General features: G+C 38.9%; 12 protein-coding genes and 3 pseudogenes. 9 read left to right on the top strand and 6 right to left on the bottom strand.

The annotated features are described in order from the left end of the window. Window positions 1–101 precede the first annotated feature (101 nt). The 5 genes from trwL (FJG96_RS01965) to FJG96_RS01945 all read right to left on the bottom strand — a co-directional run bounded on the left by trwL (FJG96_RS01965) (window position 102) and on the right by FJG96_RS01945 (window position 2,310). Entirely contained in the window at window positions 102–419 is a 318-nt protein-coding gene (gene trwL, locus FJG96_RS01965; RefSeq protein ID WP_139412508.1) for a VirB2 family type IV secretion system major pilin TrwL, read from the bottom strand. A 135-nt stretch (window positions 420–554) separates the two neighbouring features. After that, a complete protein-coding gene (gene trwL, locus FJG96_RS01960) occupies window positions 555–872 on the bottom strand; it encodes a VirB2 family type IV secretion system major pilin TrwL (RefSeq protein WP_139412507.1) in 318 nt (105 codons plus the stop codon). Window positions 873–953: 81 nt separating this feature from the next. Further along, window positions 954–1,277, bottom strand: coding sequence for a VirB2 family type IV secretion system major pilin TrwL (trwL, locus tag FJG96_RS01955; RefSeq protein ID WP_139412506.1), 324 nt, complete (start codon window positions 1,275–1,277; stop codon window positions 954–956). Then, a complete protein-coding gene (gene korA, locus FJG96_RS01950; RefSeq protein WP_139412505.1) occupies window positions 1,240–1,539 on the bottom strand; it encodes a KorA family transcriptional regulator in 300 nt (99 codons plus the stop codon). The genes trwL (FJG96_RS01955) and korA overlap by 38 nt, the downstream gene beginning before the upstream one ends. 126 nt (window positions 1,540–1,665) lie before the next feature. Beyond that, complete coding sequence (locus FJG96_RS01945) at window positions 1,666–2,310, bottom strand: lysozyme family protein (RefSeq protein ID WP_139412504.1); 645 nt, start codon at window positions 2,308–2,310, stop codon at window positions 1,666–1,668. Window positions 2,311–3,052: 742 nt separating this feature from the next. On the opposite strand from FJG96_RS01945, the gene FJG96_RS01935 reads away from it, so the two are divergent. Next, window positions 3,053–3,340: an H-NS histone family protein gene (locus FJG96_RS01935; protein ID WP_005774518.1), complete on the top strand. Its 288-nt coding sequence runs from the start codon at window positions 3,053–3,055 to the stop codon at window positions 3,338–3,340. Between the two features lie 905 nt (window positions 3,341–4,245). Here FJG96_RS01935 and FJG96_RS01930 read toward each other — a convergent pair. Next, window positions 4,246–5,523 (bottom strand): ubiquinone biosynthesis hydroxylase, encoded by a 1,278-nt coding sequence (locus FJG96_RS01930; protein ID WP_139412502.1) that lies wholly within the window; start codon window positions 5,521–5,523, stop codon window positions 4,246–4,248. 771 nt (window positions 5,524–6,294) lie between these two features. Here FJG96_RS01930 and FJG96_RS09285 point away from each other — a divergent pair. The 8 genes and pseudogenes from FJG96_RS09285 to FJG96_RS01900 all read left to right on the top strand — a co-directional run. Beyond that, window positions 6,295–6,810, top strand: a pseudogene (locus FJG96_RS09285) (DNA translocase FtsK 4TM domain-containing protein); the annotation flags it as partial. A gap of 447 nt (window positions 6,811–7,257) precedes the next feature. Continuing rightward, window positions 7,258–8,742 (top strand): annotated as a pseudogene (locus tag FJG96_RS09280) (DNA translocase FtsK); the annotation flags it as partial. Window positions 8,743–9,936: 1,194 nt separating this feature from the next. Next, window positions 9,937–10,092 (top strand): annotated as a pseudogene (locus tag FJG96_RS09275) (DNA translocase FtsK); the annotation flags it as partial. A 151-nt stretch (window positions 10,093–10,243) separates the two neighbouring features. Continuing rightward, window positions 10,244–10,852, top strand: coding sequence for a LolA family protein (locus FJG96_RS01920; protein WP_139412500.1), 609 nt, complete (start codon window positions 10,244–10,246; stop codon window positions 10,850–10,852). A gap of 33 nt (window positions 10,853–10,885) precedes the next feature. Next, on the top strand, window positions 10,886–11,695 hold the full coding sequence (locus FJG96_RS01915) for an exodeoxyribonuclease III (protein ID WP_139412499.1): 810 nt from the start codon (window positions 10,886–10,888) through the stop codon (window positions 11,693–11,695). 68 nt (window positions 11,696–11,763) lie between these two features. Continuing rightward, window positions 11,764–13,242: an efflux transporter outer membrane subunit gene (locus FJG96_RS01910; protein WP_139412498.1), complete on the top strand. Its 1,479-nt coding sequence runs from the start codon at window positions 11,764–11,766 to the stop codon at window positions 13,240–13,242. Continuing rightward, window positions 13,239–14,462 carry an efflux RND transporter periplasmic adaptor subunit gene (locus tag FJG96_RS01905; RefSeq protein ID WP_139412497.1) on the top strand — a complete coding sequence of 408 codons (1,224 nt, stop codon included), beginning with the start codon at window positions 13,239–13,241 and terminating at the stop codon, window positions 14,460–14,462. The genes FJG96_RS01910 and FJG96_RS01905 overlap by 4 nt, the downstream gene beginning before the upstream one ends. 3 nt (window positions 14,463–14,465) lie before the next feature. Continuing rightward, the gene (locus FJG96_RS01900; RefSeq protein WP_139412496.1) at window positions 14,466–16,451 is read left to right on the top strand and encodes a MacB family efflux pump subunit; all 1,986 of its coding nucleotides are present in this window, start codon (window positions 14,466–14,468) and stop codon (window positions 16,449–16,451) included. Window positions 16,452–17,246 lie beyond the last annotated feature (795 nt).

Genomic DNA, 17,246 nt, shown 5'->3' with positions numbered 1-17,246 from the left:
TAATTTTTGTACGAAATAAAAAACAACTTTATCGACATGCAATAGAAATACTGAAATATAAGTTTTTTGCATGAAAAACTTTTCACGTTTCAAAAGATTTACTAGGTAGTCGTAAACAATAATTCGGCCAGTTGAGCAGCTGATCCTGCAATAACGACACCTACTGCCCACCGTACAAATGTATCTTTTCCGATATAACGTCCCGCATAACCAACAGCTAAGCACAAAAGCATAACACCAGCAGCAAGAGGGATAATGATCTTTAAATCTTTCTGTAATGTATTTAAAGCGGTTTCTGCATTTGTTAATTTTGTTGCAGCAGCACACACAGGATGCGTCATAAAAAATATAGTTAAAGCTGCAGAAATTGCGGTAATTTTATTATTACTTTTTAATTGGAAATTGATTAATTTTTTCATATTGTTTAGCCTTATCAGATTATATTTGGCATAATAATTTTTGTACGAAATAAAAAACAACTTTATCGACATGCAATAGAAATACTGAAATATAAGTTTTTTGCATGAAAAACTTTTCATGTTTCAAAAGATTTACTAGGTAGTTGCAAACAATAATTGGGCCAGTTGAGCAGCTGATCCTGCAATAACGACACCTACTGCCCACCGTACAAATGTATCTTTCCCGATATAACGTCCTGCATAACCAACAGCTAAACACAAAAGCATAACGCCAGCAGCAAGAGGGATAATTACCTTTAAATCTGTCTGTAATGTATTTAAAGCGGTTTCTGCGTTTTTTAATTTTGCTACAGCAGCACACACAGGATGTGTCATGAAAAACATAGTTAAAGCTGCAGAAGTTGCGATAATTTTACTATTACTTTTTAATTGGAAATTGATTAATTTTCTCATATTGTTTAGCCTTATCAGATTATACTTGACGTAATAATTTTTCTACGAAATAAAAAACTTTCCACGTTTCAAAAAAAATTACTAGGTAGTTTTAAACAATAAATCCGCCAGCTGAGCAGCTGATCCTGCAATAACGACACCTACTGCCCACCGTACAAATGTATCTTTTCCGATATAGCGTCCTGCATAACCAACAGCTAAGCACAAAAGCATAACACCAGCAGCAAGAGGGATAATGATCTTTAAATCTGCTTCAAGTGTAGTTAAAGCGGTTTTTGCATTTGTTAATTTGGTCACATTCTGCGCAGCACAAATAGAATTACTCATAAAAAATACAGTTAGAGCCGCAGAAAATACAGCAATTTTGTTACGAGCTGTTGGGCGAAGAATATTTAATTGTTTCATGTTCTTTATCCTGATGAAGATTAAAACTCCCACAAATGACCCCTCTTTCATGAAGAAACTTAAAGAGATATTTGGGATCAGCCCAAGTTCTTAGTTTTCCTCTTTGTGTAAGTAATGTATATTTATTAGGTTTTCCGGTGATTGGATCATCGGCAACAAATGTAAAATACCACTCTCTCTCTGAGCGCATCACAACTGTAATTTCACGTGCTGCTCTCTGATTAAATGCTATATCAACACTGTTTTGTTCGATCATTTTCATTTTTTTGCCCTCAATTAGAAGAGATTTTGTCCAATCTTACTAATTAGAGCTTTAATATTTTTTTATCTAGCTTTCATTATACCATCCTATCAAAATTTTAGTTTTCAGTTATGAAAATACCAGCCACTACTCGAGCCGCTTTGTCGATGAAGAAGAATCTTCCGTAGCAAAAGCATCGCGGCTACTACTTTCTTTATGCGCAAACGCATCTTCTAATTCCTCTGAAGAAAGAGGAAGAGAATCTACTTTAGTTGTCTGTTCTGGTTCTTCTTTTTTAAGCCTAACAGGCTCTTGCAAGTCTTCATCTCTTCGCGTAGCAGCTTTTACTCCGATATATGAAGCAACTGTCTGTGTATCAGCATCACTGTTTAAGTTTTCTGTATTGTAAAAACTCAGCGTAGACTGCAATGTTGCCTTTTCAAAGATACACTTTGATGTTGTTTGTGCATAACAGCAAGTTAAAGTGCTTTGTACAGATGCAAGATTTCTGCAAAAGTCAAATGCTCCAAAAAAAGAAAGCCATTTCATATTTTCAACATCAATTTGCTCAAAAATTGCGTCAAAATTATGTTTATTTTGTTTAAACTGCTCAGTTGTTGTGGTTTCTTCGGCCCCTTTTCTAAGCAGAGATAGTTGATGGAATAATCTATCATTATTACCTGTTATATAAACATTATTCCGCGCTTCTTGTTCGATGAGAGTTGAAGATACTGGATGAGGGGTGTCGAATATGTATGAAGCAGCAAACATTGTGAAATCTGGAATAATCATCAGCAATACACCTTATTATGAAGAATTTTATTGACACAAATGCCAATGCTATTTGGTGTTTTTTGTTGCTGCCTCTTGGTCTTATAAATTTGAAAAATGGAATTGTTTTGCTTAGAATATTCTCTGTAGTGATGACTTTTTTCTTTTCTGAGAAGATTTCTAATATATGTGAGGATGCAAGAGGCAAGATCAACGCGTGCTATAAAACAAAGCTGACCATGCCAACCAATATTATTGGAATGAAGGAAAAAAATACGACTTTTAAGCAATAATAGTCTTTGGGAATCTTTTGAAGTTGCTTGTTTTATATAACTTCTGCGTTGCAAAAAAAAATTTAAAGAACTTTCATACCAAGTAAAAATTTCTCGTACTTGGGGATGTCTCTTATTGTTATAATGAACGACACCATCATTATAGAGAGAGGGCTTGTTCTTTGTCGCATATTGCCATAGTTTATAAAGTGGCGATTTATATTTACTTTCGACACCTGATTCATGAGAGTCAGGGAGGTGTGATGGCGTTCGCTTACTGCATTTTCCAATTTCAGCAACTAAACTGGAAAAGAATGCAATAGCGGAAGCTGAGACACAAATAAACAGGTCTTTGTGGTACAAAACACATCTCCGTCACAGTGATATATGCATCGTAATTTTAATTTTGATAATAAATAGACAAAAATTGTCTATAATTGTGTTTAAAATATGGCAAAGGACAATTCTTTTTTGCAAGGGGAGTAATTAAGGTGAATGATCTCAAAAATATGAATTTTGATGAATTACAAGAGATGCGTACACAAATTGATGTGGAATTAAAAAAACGGCAAGCAAAGGAAAAGCAAAATGCGCGACGAAAAATTCTTGAAATTGCTAGCACCCATGGAATTGATATCGCTGATCTTGTGAGCAAAGAGCGCCATTATAGGAATCCTAATAACCAATGGGAATTATGGAATGGGCGTGGACGGAGACCTAAGTGGATTAAAGAGTGGTTGGAGAATGGGTATACACTTGATGAGCTCGAAGTGACATAACACATGTTCGATATTTATAAAGAAAGGGAATATTCAAGAGATATGAATGCAAATAGTAGCCTCTTCTTGCTCATTTGATTGTATAAAAATACTGAATGAATGCATTAACCTATTGAAGTATCAAAAAAATGGTAAAAAATATGGACAAATATATCTAAATGCAAAAGGTATTTTTGTCATGAGCTGGCATCATCATTATGCTGTCCAGCTTAAAATGTTATAATTACTTTTGGCATTTGAGGGTGGGGAGCGCTTTATCTCTTTTCGTTATAGTTTTACTGAATGTTGCTCTTTTTAGTCTAGGCAAATAAATGGTTTTATTGATTCTTTACAAAAAGGGTTAAAATCAGAAGAATTCATTGTGTCAGAAGTATGCCAATATTGTTGTTATATTTTCCAGCCGCAATGTTGTGACAGTTTTTAGTATAGCGAAGGGATAGGAGGGACTTTGATTCCTTTTTTATCATTTGTTAACTATATGCTAATTTCAGTTATGATGTACAAAGGATGATTTTGATTGCTTCACAAGAGAGAGGTTGGAAATGAGGGCATTTTACGATTTTCAGCTCTCTCATTCAACATGAGAACAATGAAGTATTCATTCTAAATCAAAGTTTGTCTGATCAAGAAAGTCTTGTTTATTTTATTATGCCGTGAAAGAGTGTCATGGGGAGAGTGATAGATCACTTTCATGAGATGTTTTTTCAGTGTGTGGTGAATATTCTTAAAATATGGCTTGCTTGTTTTGCTCTATGGCTAAGCAAAATACCAGAAGGGACAATCAAGGAAGACTTGCGTGACAAGAATCTGGACTGTTTACAGACCGGATTGAATGGAAGTTTTTTTCTTTGAGGGGGAGGAAAGAAGCCAAAGCTTGTAAAAAGCAAAAGGGAATGAATTTTTGCTTAAAGCGGGAAGCCGTTTAGAAGACGGGGTGCATTTGGGGTAAGGCCAGCAGCTTCTTGAATGAAATATTTTTTTATTTTGGGTGCTTGATTGATGATTCCAAGACCGGTATCGCGAAGCATCCGTAGGAGAAGGTTATCGTTCGAAAAGAGTTTATTGAGCCAATCATTGCTTAAAGCCATACGGACAATTTCAAAACGTCTCCAGCTTTGATAGCGCTCTAAAGCGGTGAGGGAGCCAATGTCAAGACCTAGTCGTGCTGTTTCAATAATCACTTCAGCAAGGGCAGCGCTATCGCGTAATCCCAAATTGAGTCCTTGTCCTGCAAGGGGATGGATGGTATGGGCAGCATCGCCAACGAGGGCAAAACGGGGCTTAATACATTGACGTGTTAAAGAAAGTTTTAGCGGAAAAGCTTGACGTTCGCCATTCCAAGAGAGTTTTCCTAATCGATGACCAATACGTCTTTCGAGCTCTGTTTCAAAAATAAGTGCGTCAGCTTTGAGGTAATATTGCGCAGTTTTATGATCTTCATTCCATACAATGGCGGATCGATTGCCTTTGAGTGGGAGAAGAGCGAAGGGGCCGGCGGGTAAAAAATGTTGAATCGCTTGACCGTTATGGGGTTTTTCATGTTCAACTGTGCAGATGATTGCTGTTTGTTTATAGGGGTGAGAAAAGTTTTTAAGACCTGCTTTTTGGCGTAATGTCGAATGGGCACCATCGGCTGCAATAAGCAATTTTGTTTGCCAAACCTCTTCATTATCTAAAGTGACAGTTGTGTGTTGGTTGTCTTGATGAAAATCAATGACACGTGTGTTTGCGAGAACAGGGATATTGAGATCTTTGACACGCTTTTTTAAAGTATTAATGAGTTCTCTATGTTCTACCATAGTCGCAAAGGGTTCACCGGGGGTAATGTCGCCTTCAAAGGTTAAAAGAGTGGGTTTAACAGGATCATTTGTGCTTGTATCTGTGATGATCATTGAGTGAATGGGTTGCGCATAGGGTTTGATAGAGTCCCAACATTGTAATTGTTTTAACATGCGAACAGAAGCAGCAGCAAGGGCAATGGTTCGTATATTAGAAGCAGGAATATCTTCTTGTGGAGCAGCATCAACGATTTTTATTTTCAGATTAGGGGCTGTTTGCTTGAGCGCTATTGCCAGTGTTGAACCGACAACCGCCCCCCCTGCAATGAGAAGATCACATTGTTTGATTTTATGAGATTTTATTTTCTTATGGGGTTTTATATCGTTATGGTGATTAGAATACACAATGTTTCTTCCATTATTTACGAGGCTTCTTCCATTGTTTAAAGCTTGCTTGCTGTTAAAAAGAATATTGTTCTTTCAAATTATCTACACTATTTTAATTTTTACTTTTTTCCTTATTTTACAAAGAAGAGACTTCTCTTTGGACGAGATGTTTTTTTGGTGTCACTTTGATGACAGATGAGTGTTTTAGAGCGCTTTTGTTTTACTTGTGTGAACTCACTTTACAGATTTATCGGATCAGCCTTTTTTGAATGTCCTCTTCAATTCTTTTTACACTTGGTTGATAGAAAAGAAAACTAAAATCAGACAAAGATGAGAATGTATTTTTAAATTTGTATGAATATCCTTTAAGAGGCTTGTTTTGAAAGGGTACATTGAGGATGATAGATAAGGAAAATAGTGTTCATTTGTGATGGTTAAAACGGTATTAATATTTTTTTGTTACCATACCTTCTGTTGAGGAGGGTGATAGGGCTTGTTGTAAACTCTATAACCCATGTAAAACTTTACACGTGAAGTGTTTTTTTGTTGTTCGTGTGATAATATTTTAGGATAGGGTTGTTTTTATGCTTTATGAAGGTTTCGCTCTCCAGATGGTGGTTTATGAACGACATGAAGTAGGAAAAAGGCAGAATACACGAGATTAAGAAGTTAGATTATTGAGAGATGATTGTTTACGGATCGGCGCTGAGTGTAAGCTTCGTCTTTTTTTAAGAGAAGAGGGAAGTTATAACGCTTTAAATATGAAAGTTTTATATTTGGAATTGATGGATGCACCGAAGTTCTTCACCTTATGATTCATTAGAATCCCGAGATTCTCAAGGTTTTCGACTTGTTGAGATGTTTTTACGTCAGATTGGCGTATTTATTGGGCTTGGGCTTTTGGGCTTTATTATTTTTTGTGTATTTGCTTTGGCGACCTGGAATGTTGCTGATCCCTCTTTAACCCATGCAAGTACAAATGAGGTTACAAACCTTATGGGGTGGCTGGGGGCGATTTTTTCAGATTTTATGATGCAGTTTTTTGGCTTGGCAAGTCTTGCTGTTTTGTTACCACCATTATTTTGGTCTTTTCTCTTGTTGGCACAAAAGAATATCTACAATTTGACTTTGCGCTTTTTTTTGTGGGTGGTATCAACGATTTGTTTTTTAATGGCTTTTGCTCTTATGACGCCTGTTGCTTCTTTTACCCATTGGCCATTGCCCATGGGATTGGGGGGGGTTTTAGGAGATAAAGTTTTAAGTGTTGCTTCTTCAATTTTTCCTCTTTTTCTTTCTCCTCTTTACAGGGGGCTCTTCAGTGTTGTTTTTATCCTTTTAGGTTTTTTCATTGCTGCTTTTGCTGGCAATGTGATATGGCGGCGTCGAACAAAGAAAAGAAAAGAAAAAAACATTCCAAAAAATGAAATCGTTGATCCGGTTTTTGAGATGGAAGAAGATGTTGAATATGCCGCAGAGAATGATCGTGAGAAACATGGTTTTTTTGCCACAACTTTTGGCGCTCTTTTACATCTTTTTTATTTTTTACAAGCGCGTTTTTTTCGTTTCTTCTGTTTCAAAAGGTGTTCTCAAAGTAAGAGGCAAGGCAAGTCATTTGATCGGATTGAACCAACTTTTTTGGGTGAAAAAGAAAAGTATGAGGAAAATCAAAATAAAGCCCATGCTCCTTCTGTGAAAAGTCGTGGTTTGAAATCTTTAACAGTTTCTTCAAATGGTGGTTTTGTTCTTCCACTTTTAGATTACCTATCGGTTCCACCACCCTCTGTCAGGGATGCAAAACTTTCTCCTGCTGCTTTAAGAGCAAACTCTCAAGAACTTGAAGGGGTTTTGTTAGATTTTGGGGTCAAAGGAAAAATTATAGATGCTTGTCCTGGACCCGTGGTCACTTTGTATGAATTTGAACCGGCTGCTGGCATTAAGTCTTCTCGTATCATTAGTTTAGCAGATGATATTGCGCGCTCGATGCGTGCGATTTCTGCCCGTGTCGCTGTGGTTCCAGGGCGCAATGTGATTGGAATAGAATTACCCAATGCAAAGCGGGAGATGGTTTATTTAAGGGAGATTGTGCAAGCCCAAGAATTTGTTGAAAGTAAAGCCAAATTAGGGCTTGCTTTGGGAAAGACTATCGGCGGGGAAGCTGTGATTGCGGATTTAGCAAAAATGCCGCATCTTTTGGTGGCTGGGACAACAGGATCGGGAAAGTCTGTTGCTATCAATACAATGATTTTATCATTGCTTTATCGTATGACGCCTGAACAATGTCGTCTCATTATGGTGGATCCCAAAATGCTTGAACTTTCGGTTTATGATGGCATTCCCCATTTGTTAACACCGGTGGTGACAGATCCTAAAAAAGCTGTGACTGCGCTTAAATGGGCTGTTCGTGAAATGGAAGAACGTTACAGTAAAATGTCAAAACTTGGTGTTCGCAATATCGATGGGTTTAATGCACGTCTCAAGGAGTCAGAAGGTCAAGGAGAGACAATGGTGCGTACCGTTCAAGTGGGCTTTGATCATGAGACGGGTGAACCTCTTTATGAGACGGAAACACTTGATTTTAGTCCTATGCCCTATATTGTTGTCATTATCGATGAAATGGCCGATTTGATGATGGTCGCGGGGAAAGATATTGAAGGCGCGGTTCAACGTTTAGCACAAATGGCACGTGCTGCCGGTATCCATGTGATTATGGCGACACAGCGTCCTTCCGTCGATGTTATTACAGGGACGATCAAAGCTAATTTTCCTACACGCATTTCCTTTTCCGTGAGTTCAAAAATCGATAGCCGAACAATTCTAGGCGAACAGGGGGCTGAGCAATTATTGGGACAAGGAGATATGCTCTTTATGATGGGGGGAGGGCGTATTCAGCGTGTGCATGGACCTTTTGTTGCGGATGATGAAGTGGAGCAGGTTGTGGCGCATCTCAAAGCACAAGCTCGACCTGATTATTTGGAAACAATTACCCAAGAAGTTGAAGAAGATAGTGCTGATGTTTCTGCGGCTTCTCCTTCAGCAGATGATCCCTATAGTCAAGCTGTTGCTATTGTTCTTCGTGATCGTAAGGCTTCAACCTCTTATATTCAACGCCGTTTAGGGATTGGTTATAATCGTGCTGCAACATTGATTGAGAGAATGGAAGAAGAAGGTATCATTAGTCCAGCAAATCATGCAGGGAAACGAGAAATTTTAGTTCCTGCCGAAGAAGAACGCTTTTGAAAAATCTTTATCATCATTTTTTTTAATGTCTTATAAAAACAAATCGTTGCCTTATTGTACCGTAGAAAGCCTGCGTCATCATACACGAGCTCTCAATTTGCGATAGGCCTATAGCATTTGGGACTTTTCATAAGAGCTATCCCTTATTTTATATCATTTTGCTTGTACGCTAGCCTTTCTTGTAACGTGCAAGTAAATAATTTGAATTGATGCAATAGGAGAGGGGATGTGATGAGAGGATCTTACTGTAGTCGGTGCTATGACTTCAGTTGAAAAATGATAATTTATCATTATAAATCAATATCTTGATGTAAAGCAGGATCATGTGAGGTGTGGTGGTATAAAGGCATGAAAGGATTGATATTTAAGTATTTTTGCTGTTCTGGTCGTTCAATCTTATGGCAAAACCAGTTGCGCCACATGATTTGCCTGTCTGCTTTTAGAAAAGGGCTGGTCTGCTGAGATTTTGTTTAAGTGGATTGTATAGGGGAGAGAAGCCAAGTGGAACTTTCTAAAATTCAAAAAGCAGGTTTCAACTTCGCAAAGCGTGCTTATAGGAAGGCTTTGAGCTTTTTGTGATTCAAGCTCCAAATTGTTTACACAGCGGATTGGCTGAGAATTTTTATTCTTTTGGGTGCATGGTTAAGTCAAAAAAGCATTTTTTCCATTGAGTCATTAAAAAAGTTTTCAGGTTCGCAAGAAATAAGTTTAGAACTTAACGCCGCCCACGTATTGACTATGATTCATGTAGCTTTACGGATTGGGGGTGGAGAAGAGCTTATGCGTTGAGCCAATCAGCAGAAAAGTTAAGAAATTAGGGTGATTTGAAAACTCAAGAGCAGACTGATTATTTGGACAATGCCTTGATTTTATAAGAATATTACATTACTCATTTTGAATAGGAGACTTCAATATCGTAAGATTCTTTCATTTCAAATCTGTTTATATTGAATCAACCAAAACTATTCGCTTGCACTTTACGAGCGAGGTGCCCTGTGTGTATAAAAATGATTAAGAAAAAACTAAAAATGTTTGTTTTGAATCGTTTCAATGACTCAAGGGCTTGTCGCAACACTCTAGGATGAGCAAAGTGGTGTGATGGTTCTGGCTTGGAAACGATACCGCAAGAGATTGAAAGAAATAGAGAAGGATTTTTTGCTGACTTTTTCTTCAACGAATGATTTCTATCGTTGAGCTGTTACAGTTTTGCTGTGTGATGGTAAAGTTTCAACGTCTTATATTCAATGCCGTTTGGGTATTGGTTATAATTGAGTAGCGACATTGTTTGAAAAGATGAAAGAAGGAGGCATCGTTTGTTCAGAAAATCATAGGGTTAAGAAAAAGTTTTAGCGCTTGTCGAATAAGCATACTTTTAAAAATCTTTTGATAGTGTTTTCAAACAATATCTTTATCTTATAAAGCAGGGTATTTATTCATCATTGATGACTTAATTATAAATGATAATGATAAAGTCAATTCGATATTGTTTGGGAGCATTTTTATGAAAACGTCTTTTTTATCGCAAAGAAGAATCTTTGGGTTGGTGGGAATTCTTGTCTTTTGGTGTTTAACTTTTCCTGCTTTTTCGCAAGTATCTCAGAAGGTAGCAAAAGCGCAGAATATTGCCAACCACTTTGCGGCAATCAAAACAATGACGGGTGATTTTATTCAATTTAGTCCGAAGGGAAAAATGTCTCAAGGAACATTTTATCTTGAGCGTCCAGGGAAAATTCGCTTTATTTATAAGAAAATGCCTTTACAAATCATTGCAGATGGTCAATTTGTGGGCATTAACAATCGGGCTTTAAATACTTGGAACTTTTCACAACTTTCACAAACGCCAATGAAGTTTTTGTTGGATGATAAAATTGACGTATCATCTGGGCGTTTGTTGGCATTTCGTGAAGATCCAGGAGCTGTGACGATTGTTCTGCGTGATAAAACGATTGGGGCTGGGCAAATAAGAATGGTGTTTGATTCCAAAAACTTTTCTTTGCGGCAGTGGACAATTGTTGACCAACAAAACTTGGAAACAACAGTGCAGATTATGAATGTGCGAACAGGCGTTCGTTTCGCTCAAGGAATGTTTACACTTCCCTCAAAAAAATGAAGCAATAGTATCACGTCATTGGGGTTGAAGCAGATGCTCTTTCGTATTGCAACTTGGAATATTAACTCTATTCGTTTGCGCCTTGCACAGGTTTTTCAGTATTTGAAGCTCTTTCCGGCCGATGTTTTGTGTCTACAGGAAACAAAATGTCCCGATGCTTTATTTCCAGTGGAGGCTTTTGAAGCAGCAGGATATAAGTATATCGCACTGAGTGGTCAAAAATCTTATAACGGGGTGGCGATTGTTTCTCGTTTGCCTTTTAAAAAGGTGAACAAGCGTTTCTTTTGTCAAAACCAAGATTGTCGCTATATTTCAGTGATTGTGGAAACCCATGGTAAATTGATACGGATTCATAATTTCTATGTCCCCGCTGGAGGCGATATTCCTGATGCTGAAGTGAATGAAAAATTTCGTCATAAGCTTGATTTTTTAGAAGAAATGTCTTCTATTCGCGCCGATCAGGAAGAGGGGCTGTCTTCTCTTTTGTTGGGCGATTTGAATATTGCTCCTTTAGCAGAGGATGTTTGGTCTCATCAGAAATTGTTGAAGGTTGTAAGCCATACACCCATTGAAACCGAGCGTTTACAAAATTTGTGTTGTCAGGGCGGATGGGTTGATCTTATGCGGTTGCATATCCCTGTTCCCACAAAACTTTATACATGGTGGAGTTATCGTGCGCGCGATTGGGCGTTGACCGATTATGGGCGACGGCTTGATCATATTTGGTCGTCTCCAGATTTAGCACCTTTTGTGGCGGATCTTTCAACTTTTCGTGATGCGCGCGGATGGGACCATCCTTCCGATCATATTCCTGTGCAAACAGTATTTGATTTTTCACGTTAATTTTGAAATAACAAGGTAAATAAAGTATTAATATTAGATAATGATTCTGAAAGAATGCGGGAGAGTAGATGCATATCAAAAATCTCAAAAGGGGTGCTTCTCGCGGATTATTTTCTAGTATCTTGCTTTGTTTTCTTTTGTCTGGATGTATGGTTGGTCCGAATTATCATAAGACATTTTTTTCTGTTCCCTCCAAGTGGGGACAGCAGTCTGCGCAGATATCTCAGCGTTCAATTTCCCTTGCAGGGTGGTGGCGACAGTTAAATGATCCAGTTTTAAATGCGTTAATGGATGAGGCAATTTCTGGAAATAATGATGTTGCGGTTGCCAAAGCTCGGGTTCGTGAAGCACGTGCGAGCTTAGGGCAAGTGGTGGGATCTTTGTTGCCAAGTGCGTCCAATACGATTTCAGGAACGCGTAGTGGCTCTCAACAATCTGATACGTTGAACCAGTATCGTAGTGGATTTGATGCAAGTTGGGAGCTTGATTTTTTTGGAGGGCATAAGCGAGGCGTTGAAGCGGCACGTTATGGTCTTGAAGCAACTGTGGAAGATATGCGTGCGACGATGGTCGTATTGTTAGGCGATGTAGCAACAAATTACGTTCAAATGCGTGGTTGGCAACAAAAATTATTGATTGTGCGGCAAATTGCTGCAACGCAGCGCAAAACATATGAATTGATGCAGGCAAAATTAACAGCTGGTGATATTTCTGAGCTCGACGTTTCAAATGCAAAAGCGCAAATGGCTAATACAGAAGCCGATATCGCTCAGATGGAAGCAAGTCTGGAAATGAGTATGCATCGCCTTTCCGTCTTAACCGGTCATGTGCCTACGGCTTTGAAGGACCTTTTGCAAAAAAATGCCAAACACGTGAAAATTCCACAACCGCAATGGCCCATACCAGCCGGAATCCCAGCAGATATTTTGTTGTCACGTCCCGATTTACGGCGGGCGGAGCGCCAATATGCACAAGCAACAGCCCGCATCGGTCAACGTGAGGCAGAACGTTATCCCTCACTTACATTAACGGGGAATATTTCAACAGCAGCAACAGCTATAGACCAATTATGGAAAAGCTCAACGATTGGTTGGTCTTTTGGACCTGGTCTTCGTTTCCCCTTCTTTAATGGAGGACAGATTGTTGCTTCTGTTGCAATGGCGCGGGCGCAGCGCGATCAGGCTTTTATTACTTATCGCTCTGCTGTATTGAGGGCTTTGGAAGATGTTGAAAATGCGCTTGTGAGATTAACAAAGGAACATCAGCGTTTACAAAAGCTTGTCATTGCAAATAAAGCTTTTCTGCATTCTTTACACCTTTCACAAAGTCTTTTTGAAAATGGCAATACCAGTTTTCTTGAATTATTAAATGCTGATCGTTCCTATTATTCTGCGCAAATGGCACTTAAAGATAGCCGCATTGCTTTAGCTACCCAATATATTGCTCTGATGAAAGCATTGGGTGGTGGATGGGATGGTGTCGTCGATGTGTCACGTCCGGAAGTCGTTGATGGTGCTTCCCATTCACTTGCAAAGGTAGGGCAATGAAAAAAAATTTCATCAAAAATTTCATTACAAAACGCAAAAAGCTTTCGTTCTTTCTTATTTCTCTCTTCGTTATTATCATTTTGTTGTGGTTACGTTCTGTTTTTTTTGGAACATCTACGCCAACCTATATGACAGCTGTGGTAAAGCGTGGTGATATTGAAGAAAGTGTTTTGGCTTCTGGGATTGTGCGCCCTTATCGATTGGTGGCAGTTGGAGCGCGTGCTACAGGGCGGGTGGTATCCATGCGCGTCTTTCCGGGAAGTGTTGTGAAAGAGGGAGACCTCTTGGCAGAAATTGATCCTACAGACCAAGAAAATGATCTTAAAAGAAAAAAAGCAGCCTTAGCGCATTATCATGCAAATTTAATGGAACAAGAAGCTTATCTTGCCCTTGCGCAGAAAAATTTAGCGCGGCAGAAAAAAATGATCGAAACGCGTGCAATTTCAAAAGCTAATTTTGATGATGCCGTGACGCAGGTGAAAATACGTGAAGCGCAAATTGCTCAACTACGTCAACAGATTGTACAAGCCCAAATTGATGTGGAGAGTGCAGAGGTTAATCTTAGTTATACGCGGATAACTGCTCCTTCAGCGGGAACTGTTTTGGCAACAGTCGTTGAAGAAGGTCAAAATGTCAATGCTGTTCAGTCGGCACCAACAATTGTTATTTTAGGTGATTTGTCAAAGATGACCGTTAAAGCACAAATTTCGGAAGCTGATATTCTTAAAGTTCGTGCCGGGCAACCTCTTTATTTTACGGTATTGGGTAATGCAGATCGTCGTTATGAGGGAACATTAGAAAGAGTTGAACCAGCCCCTGAATCCATTCGTGCTGATGTGAGTATTAACCCTGGTTTAGGAGGTTCTAGCTCTCTCTCATCGGCGGCAATTTATTATAATGGGATCGTGCATGTTGATAATAAAGACAATTTTTTGCGAACTTATATGACTGCTCAAGTGCATATTATTTTAGGACGTGCTCAGAATGTTTTGCTGGTTCCAAGTGATGCTTTGCGTGATGAAACAAAAGAAGGAAAAGCATGGGTTTCAGTGTTGGTCGGGGAAAATAAAGTAGTGGCAAAACAAGTGACTGTAGGGCTTAATAACAAAGTGATGGCAGAGATTGCTTCAGGACTTGATGAGGGGGATGTGGTTATTACTGGTTCGCGCGATGGTGTGATGCCAGAAATTCCTGATGAACACAGTGAAGATGAGAATTAAGTCATGAAAACAGAAAAAGCAGAGGCTGTTTTCGTTTTAGAAAATATTGTGCGCACATTTCCTGCGGGTGAGACATTTGTTACTGTCTTAAAGAATATCAATTTGACCATTAAGCGTGGGGAAATGGTGGCAATTGTGGGGGCTTCTGGCTCTGGAAAGTCCACATTGATGAATATTCTAGGGTGTCTTGATCGACCAAGTTCTGGGCGTTATTGGATTTCAGGAAAAGAAACAGCTTCTCTTTCTGCTGATGAATTATCAGCCTTACGGCGCAATCATTTTGGATTTATTTTTCAGCGCTATCACTTGTTGAATGAATTAACCGCCCTTGGAAATGTTGAAATTCCAGCTATTTATGCAGGTTATGCACCAGATATGAGAAAAAAGCGCGCAGAAGCTCTTTTAACACGTTTAGGTATGAGAGAGAGAATTAATCATCGTCCCAATCAACTTTCAGGAGGGCAACAACAACGGGTATCTATTGCGCGCGCATTGATGAATAATGCGGAGGTTATTCTTGCCGATGAGCCAACCGGTGCACTAGACAAACAGAGTGGGCAAGAAGTGTTGCGTATTTTGGATGAGCTTCATCAAGAAGGGCGCACCATTATTATTGTAACGCATGATATGCAGGTGGCTAAAAGAGCAGATCGTATTATTGAAATCAGTGATGGGGAAATTATTGCTGATAAGCTCTCAAAAAGTGCAAAAACAAAAACGAGTGTTCAACCTCTTCAGGAACAAGAAAATATGAAAGATCCAAAAACATTGGGTTTTTTTCGTTCTTTTGTTGAACGTTTTCGTGAAGCATTTGTCATGGCATTGCTGGCTATGAATGCACACCGTATGCGAACTTTTTTAACAATGCTTGGGGTGATTATCGGTATTGGGGCGATTATTGCCATGGTTGCTTTGGGAAATGGTACGCGGGAAAAAATACTGGATAATTTTAAAAGTTTGGGCTCTAACACATTAACTATTTTGCCTGGAAAAAGCCTCTCTGACCCACAAGCAGAGAAAATAACCAGTTTAGTGGAAGCGGATGCAGAAGCTCTTTCTAAATTACCCTATATTTCTGGTGTAACACCTCAGATTTCAGCAAGTTCTATGGTTCGTTTTGGTGCGGTTGAAGTCAATGCTATTATTTCGGGGGTAGGAGAACAATATTTTCAAACTCAGGGACTTAAAGCTGTTCAAGGGCAGCTGTTTGATCAAAAGAGTGTGCATGAGCGGGCGGTTGATCTCGTTATCGAAAAGGAAGCACTTTCGGTGCTTTTCCCTCATAGTCATGAGAGTCCAATAGGAAAAATTGTTCATTTGGGTAATGTTCCTGCGCGCATCATTGGTGTGGTCGATCCTCAACATATGGGAGGAGGGTCTTCAAATACGTTGCAGGTTTATTTGCCCTATACAACTTTACAAACACGTTTTCTTGGTACAACTCAAGTTCGGGCCATTACTGTGAAGATTGCTGATCATATTGATTCAAATTTAGCCGAGAATATGGTGAAGCGTTTCCTTATTATGCGCCACGGTGGAGAGGATTTTTTCATTAGAAGTTCTCAGTTTTTTCGTGATCGTATCATGGAAAGTACACATATTTTAACGCTTTTAGTATCTTCAATTGCTGCAATTTCACTGATTGTAGGGGGAATTGGGGTGATGAATATCATGCTGGTTACGGTTTCTGAGCGGATCAATGAAATTGGGGTGCGTATGGCTGTTGGCGCACGCCAAAGTGATATCTTGCAGCAATTTCTTATTGAAGCAATTTTGGTTTGTGTCATTGGTGGTGGATTGGGCGTTCTCTTTGGGCTTTCTATCGGTGGTTTGTTTTTGCTGTTTAAGGCGCCTATTCACCTCGTCTATACGATGGATTCAATCATTCTATCTCTTACTTTTTCCACCCTCATCGGGGTATGTTTTGGCTTTTCGCCAGCGCGACAAGCTTCACGGCTTGATCCTGTTGTTGCACTCTCGCGTGATTAAGTGTTCATCACCCTAAGGCATGTCTATTATTTATCTGCTTGGATATCAGCGTTTTTGAAGCAAAATATGGATGAGAGAAAGTTTGATTATCCGCTGCTTTTTCTTAGAAAAGACTTCATTCGTTAAGGAAACAATATCATTGAGACTCATGAAGTTTTATAGCACACCGCTCTCTTTATGTTTGATCAGGAGCAAACAGGAACCATCATACACTGCTCTTCAATATTGTTATAACCGTTGGCATAAGAAGAGTGGAGATTTGAAACGCTTCATAAGAGACATGTGCCGTTCCTTCATGCGCGTAATTTCGCTTTCTTTAGACTATTTGTTTAAGATATCGCTTTTTTTCTTCTCCATCTCATTTGGGGGCTCAGATAAAACAAGCTATTTTGGTTGTTCGAGACAAGGATGCTATCGGTGTTTTCGTAAGGGGATGATTTTAGGAAGCAACTGCGTAAAATGAGGCTTTGATCTCATGATTTTGGTGAGGAGGATAAAAAAGTTTGAGAGGTGGCAAGCCTTTCATTTTTTAGGCTCAATCCTAAAATTATTGCGCACTTTATTGTGTCTTTTACAAAAGACAAAATATTTTCAAAATCATCACACTTTCCTTTTATTTCCATAAGAGAGGAGACATGCAATCAATTCATTAGATAGTTTGGTAGGAGGCAAAGAGATTTCCACATATCATGTCGTCAAGGATAGAAAGAGCATCTTAAAATTAAGATATTTTTAACCTTTTGAGGGAGACACAAGAGGCATTGACGAATTGGTCTAGATTCGATAATTGAAGGT

The organism is Bartonella mastomydis, from assembly GCF_900185775.1.
GTDB lineage: Bacteria > Pseudomonadota > Alphaproteobacteria > Rhizobiales > Rhizobiaceae > Bartonella > Bartonella elizabethae.
The sequence above is the reverse complement of the archived record's forward strand: the minus strand, read 5'-3'. Positions and strand labels throughout refer to the sequence as shown.

Coding starts and splice junctions, on each gene's coding strand:
- trwL (WP_139412508.1), bottom strand. CDS start 419: ATGAAAAAATTAATCAATTTCCAATTAAAAAGTAATAATAAAATTACC.
- trwL (WP_139412507.1), bottom strand. CDS start 872: ATGAGAAAATTAATCAATTTCCAATTAAAAAGTAATAGTAAAATTATC.
- trwL (WP_139412506.1), bottom strand. CDS start 1,277: ATGAAACAATTAAATATTCTTCGCCCAACAGCTCGTAACAAAATTGCT.
- korA (WP_139412505.1), bottom strand. CDS start 1,539: ATGAAAATGATCGAACAAAACAGTGTTGATATAGCATTTAATCAGAGA.
- FJG96_RS01945 (WP_139412504.1), bottom strand. CDS start 2,310: ATGATTATTCCAGATTTCACAATGTTTGCTGCTTCATACATATTCGAC.
- FJG96_RS01920 (WP_139412500.1), top strand. CDS start 10,244: ATGAAAACGTCTTTTTTATCGCAAAGAAGAATCTTTGGGTTGGTGGGA.
- FJG96_RS01915 (WP_139412499.1), top strand. CDS start 10,886: ATGCTCTTTCGTATTGCAACTTGGAATATTAACTCTATTCGTTTGCGC.
- FJG96_RS01910 (WP_139412498.1), top strand. CDS start 11,764: ATGCATATCAAAAATCTCAAAAGGGGTGCTTCTCGCGGATTATTTTCT.
- FJG96_RS01905 (WP_139412497.1), top strand. CDS start 13,239: ATGAAAAAAAATTTCATCAAAAATTTCATTACAAAACGCAAAAAGCTT.
- FJG96_RS01900 (WP_139412496.1), top strand. CDS start 14,466: ATGAAAACAGAAAAAGCAGAGGCTGTTTTCGTTTTAGAAAATATTGTG.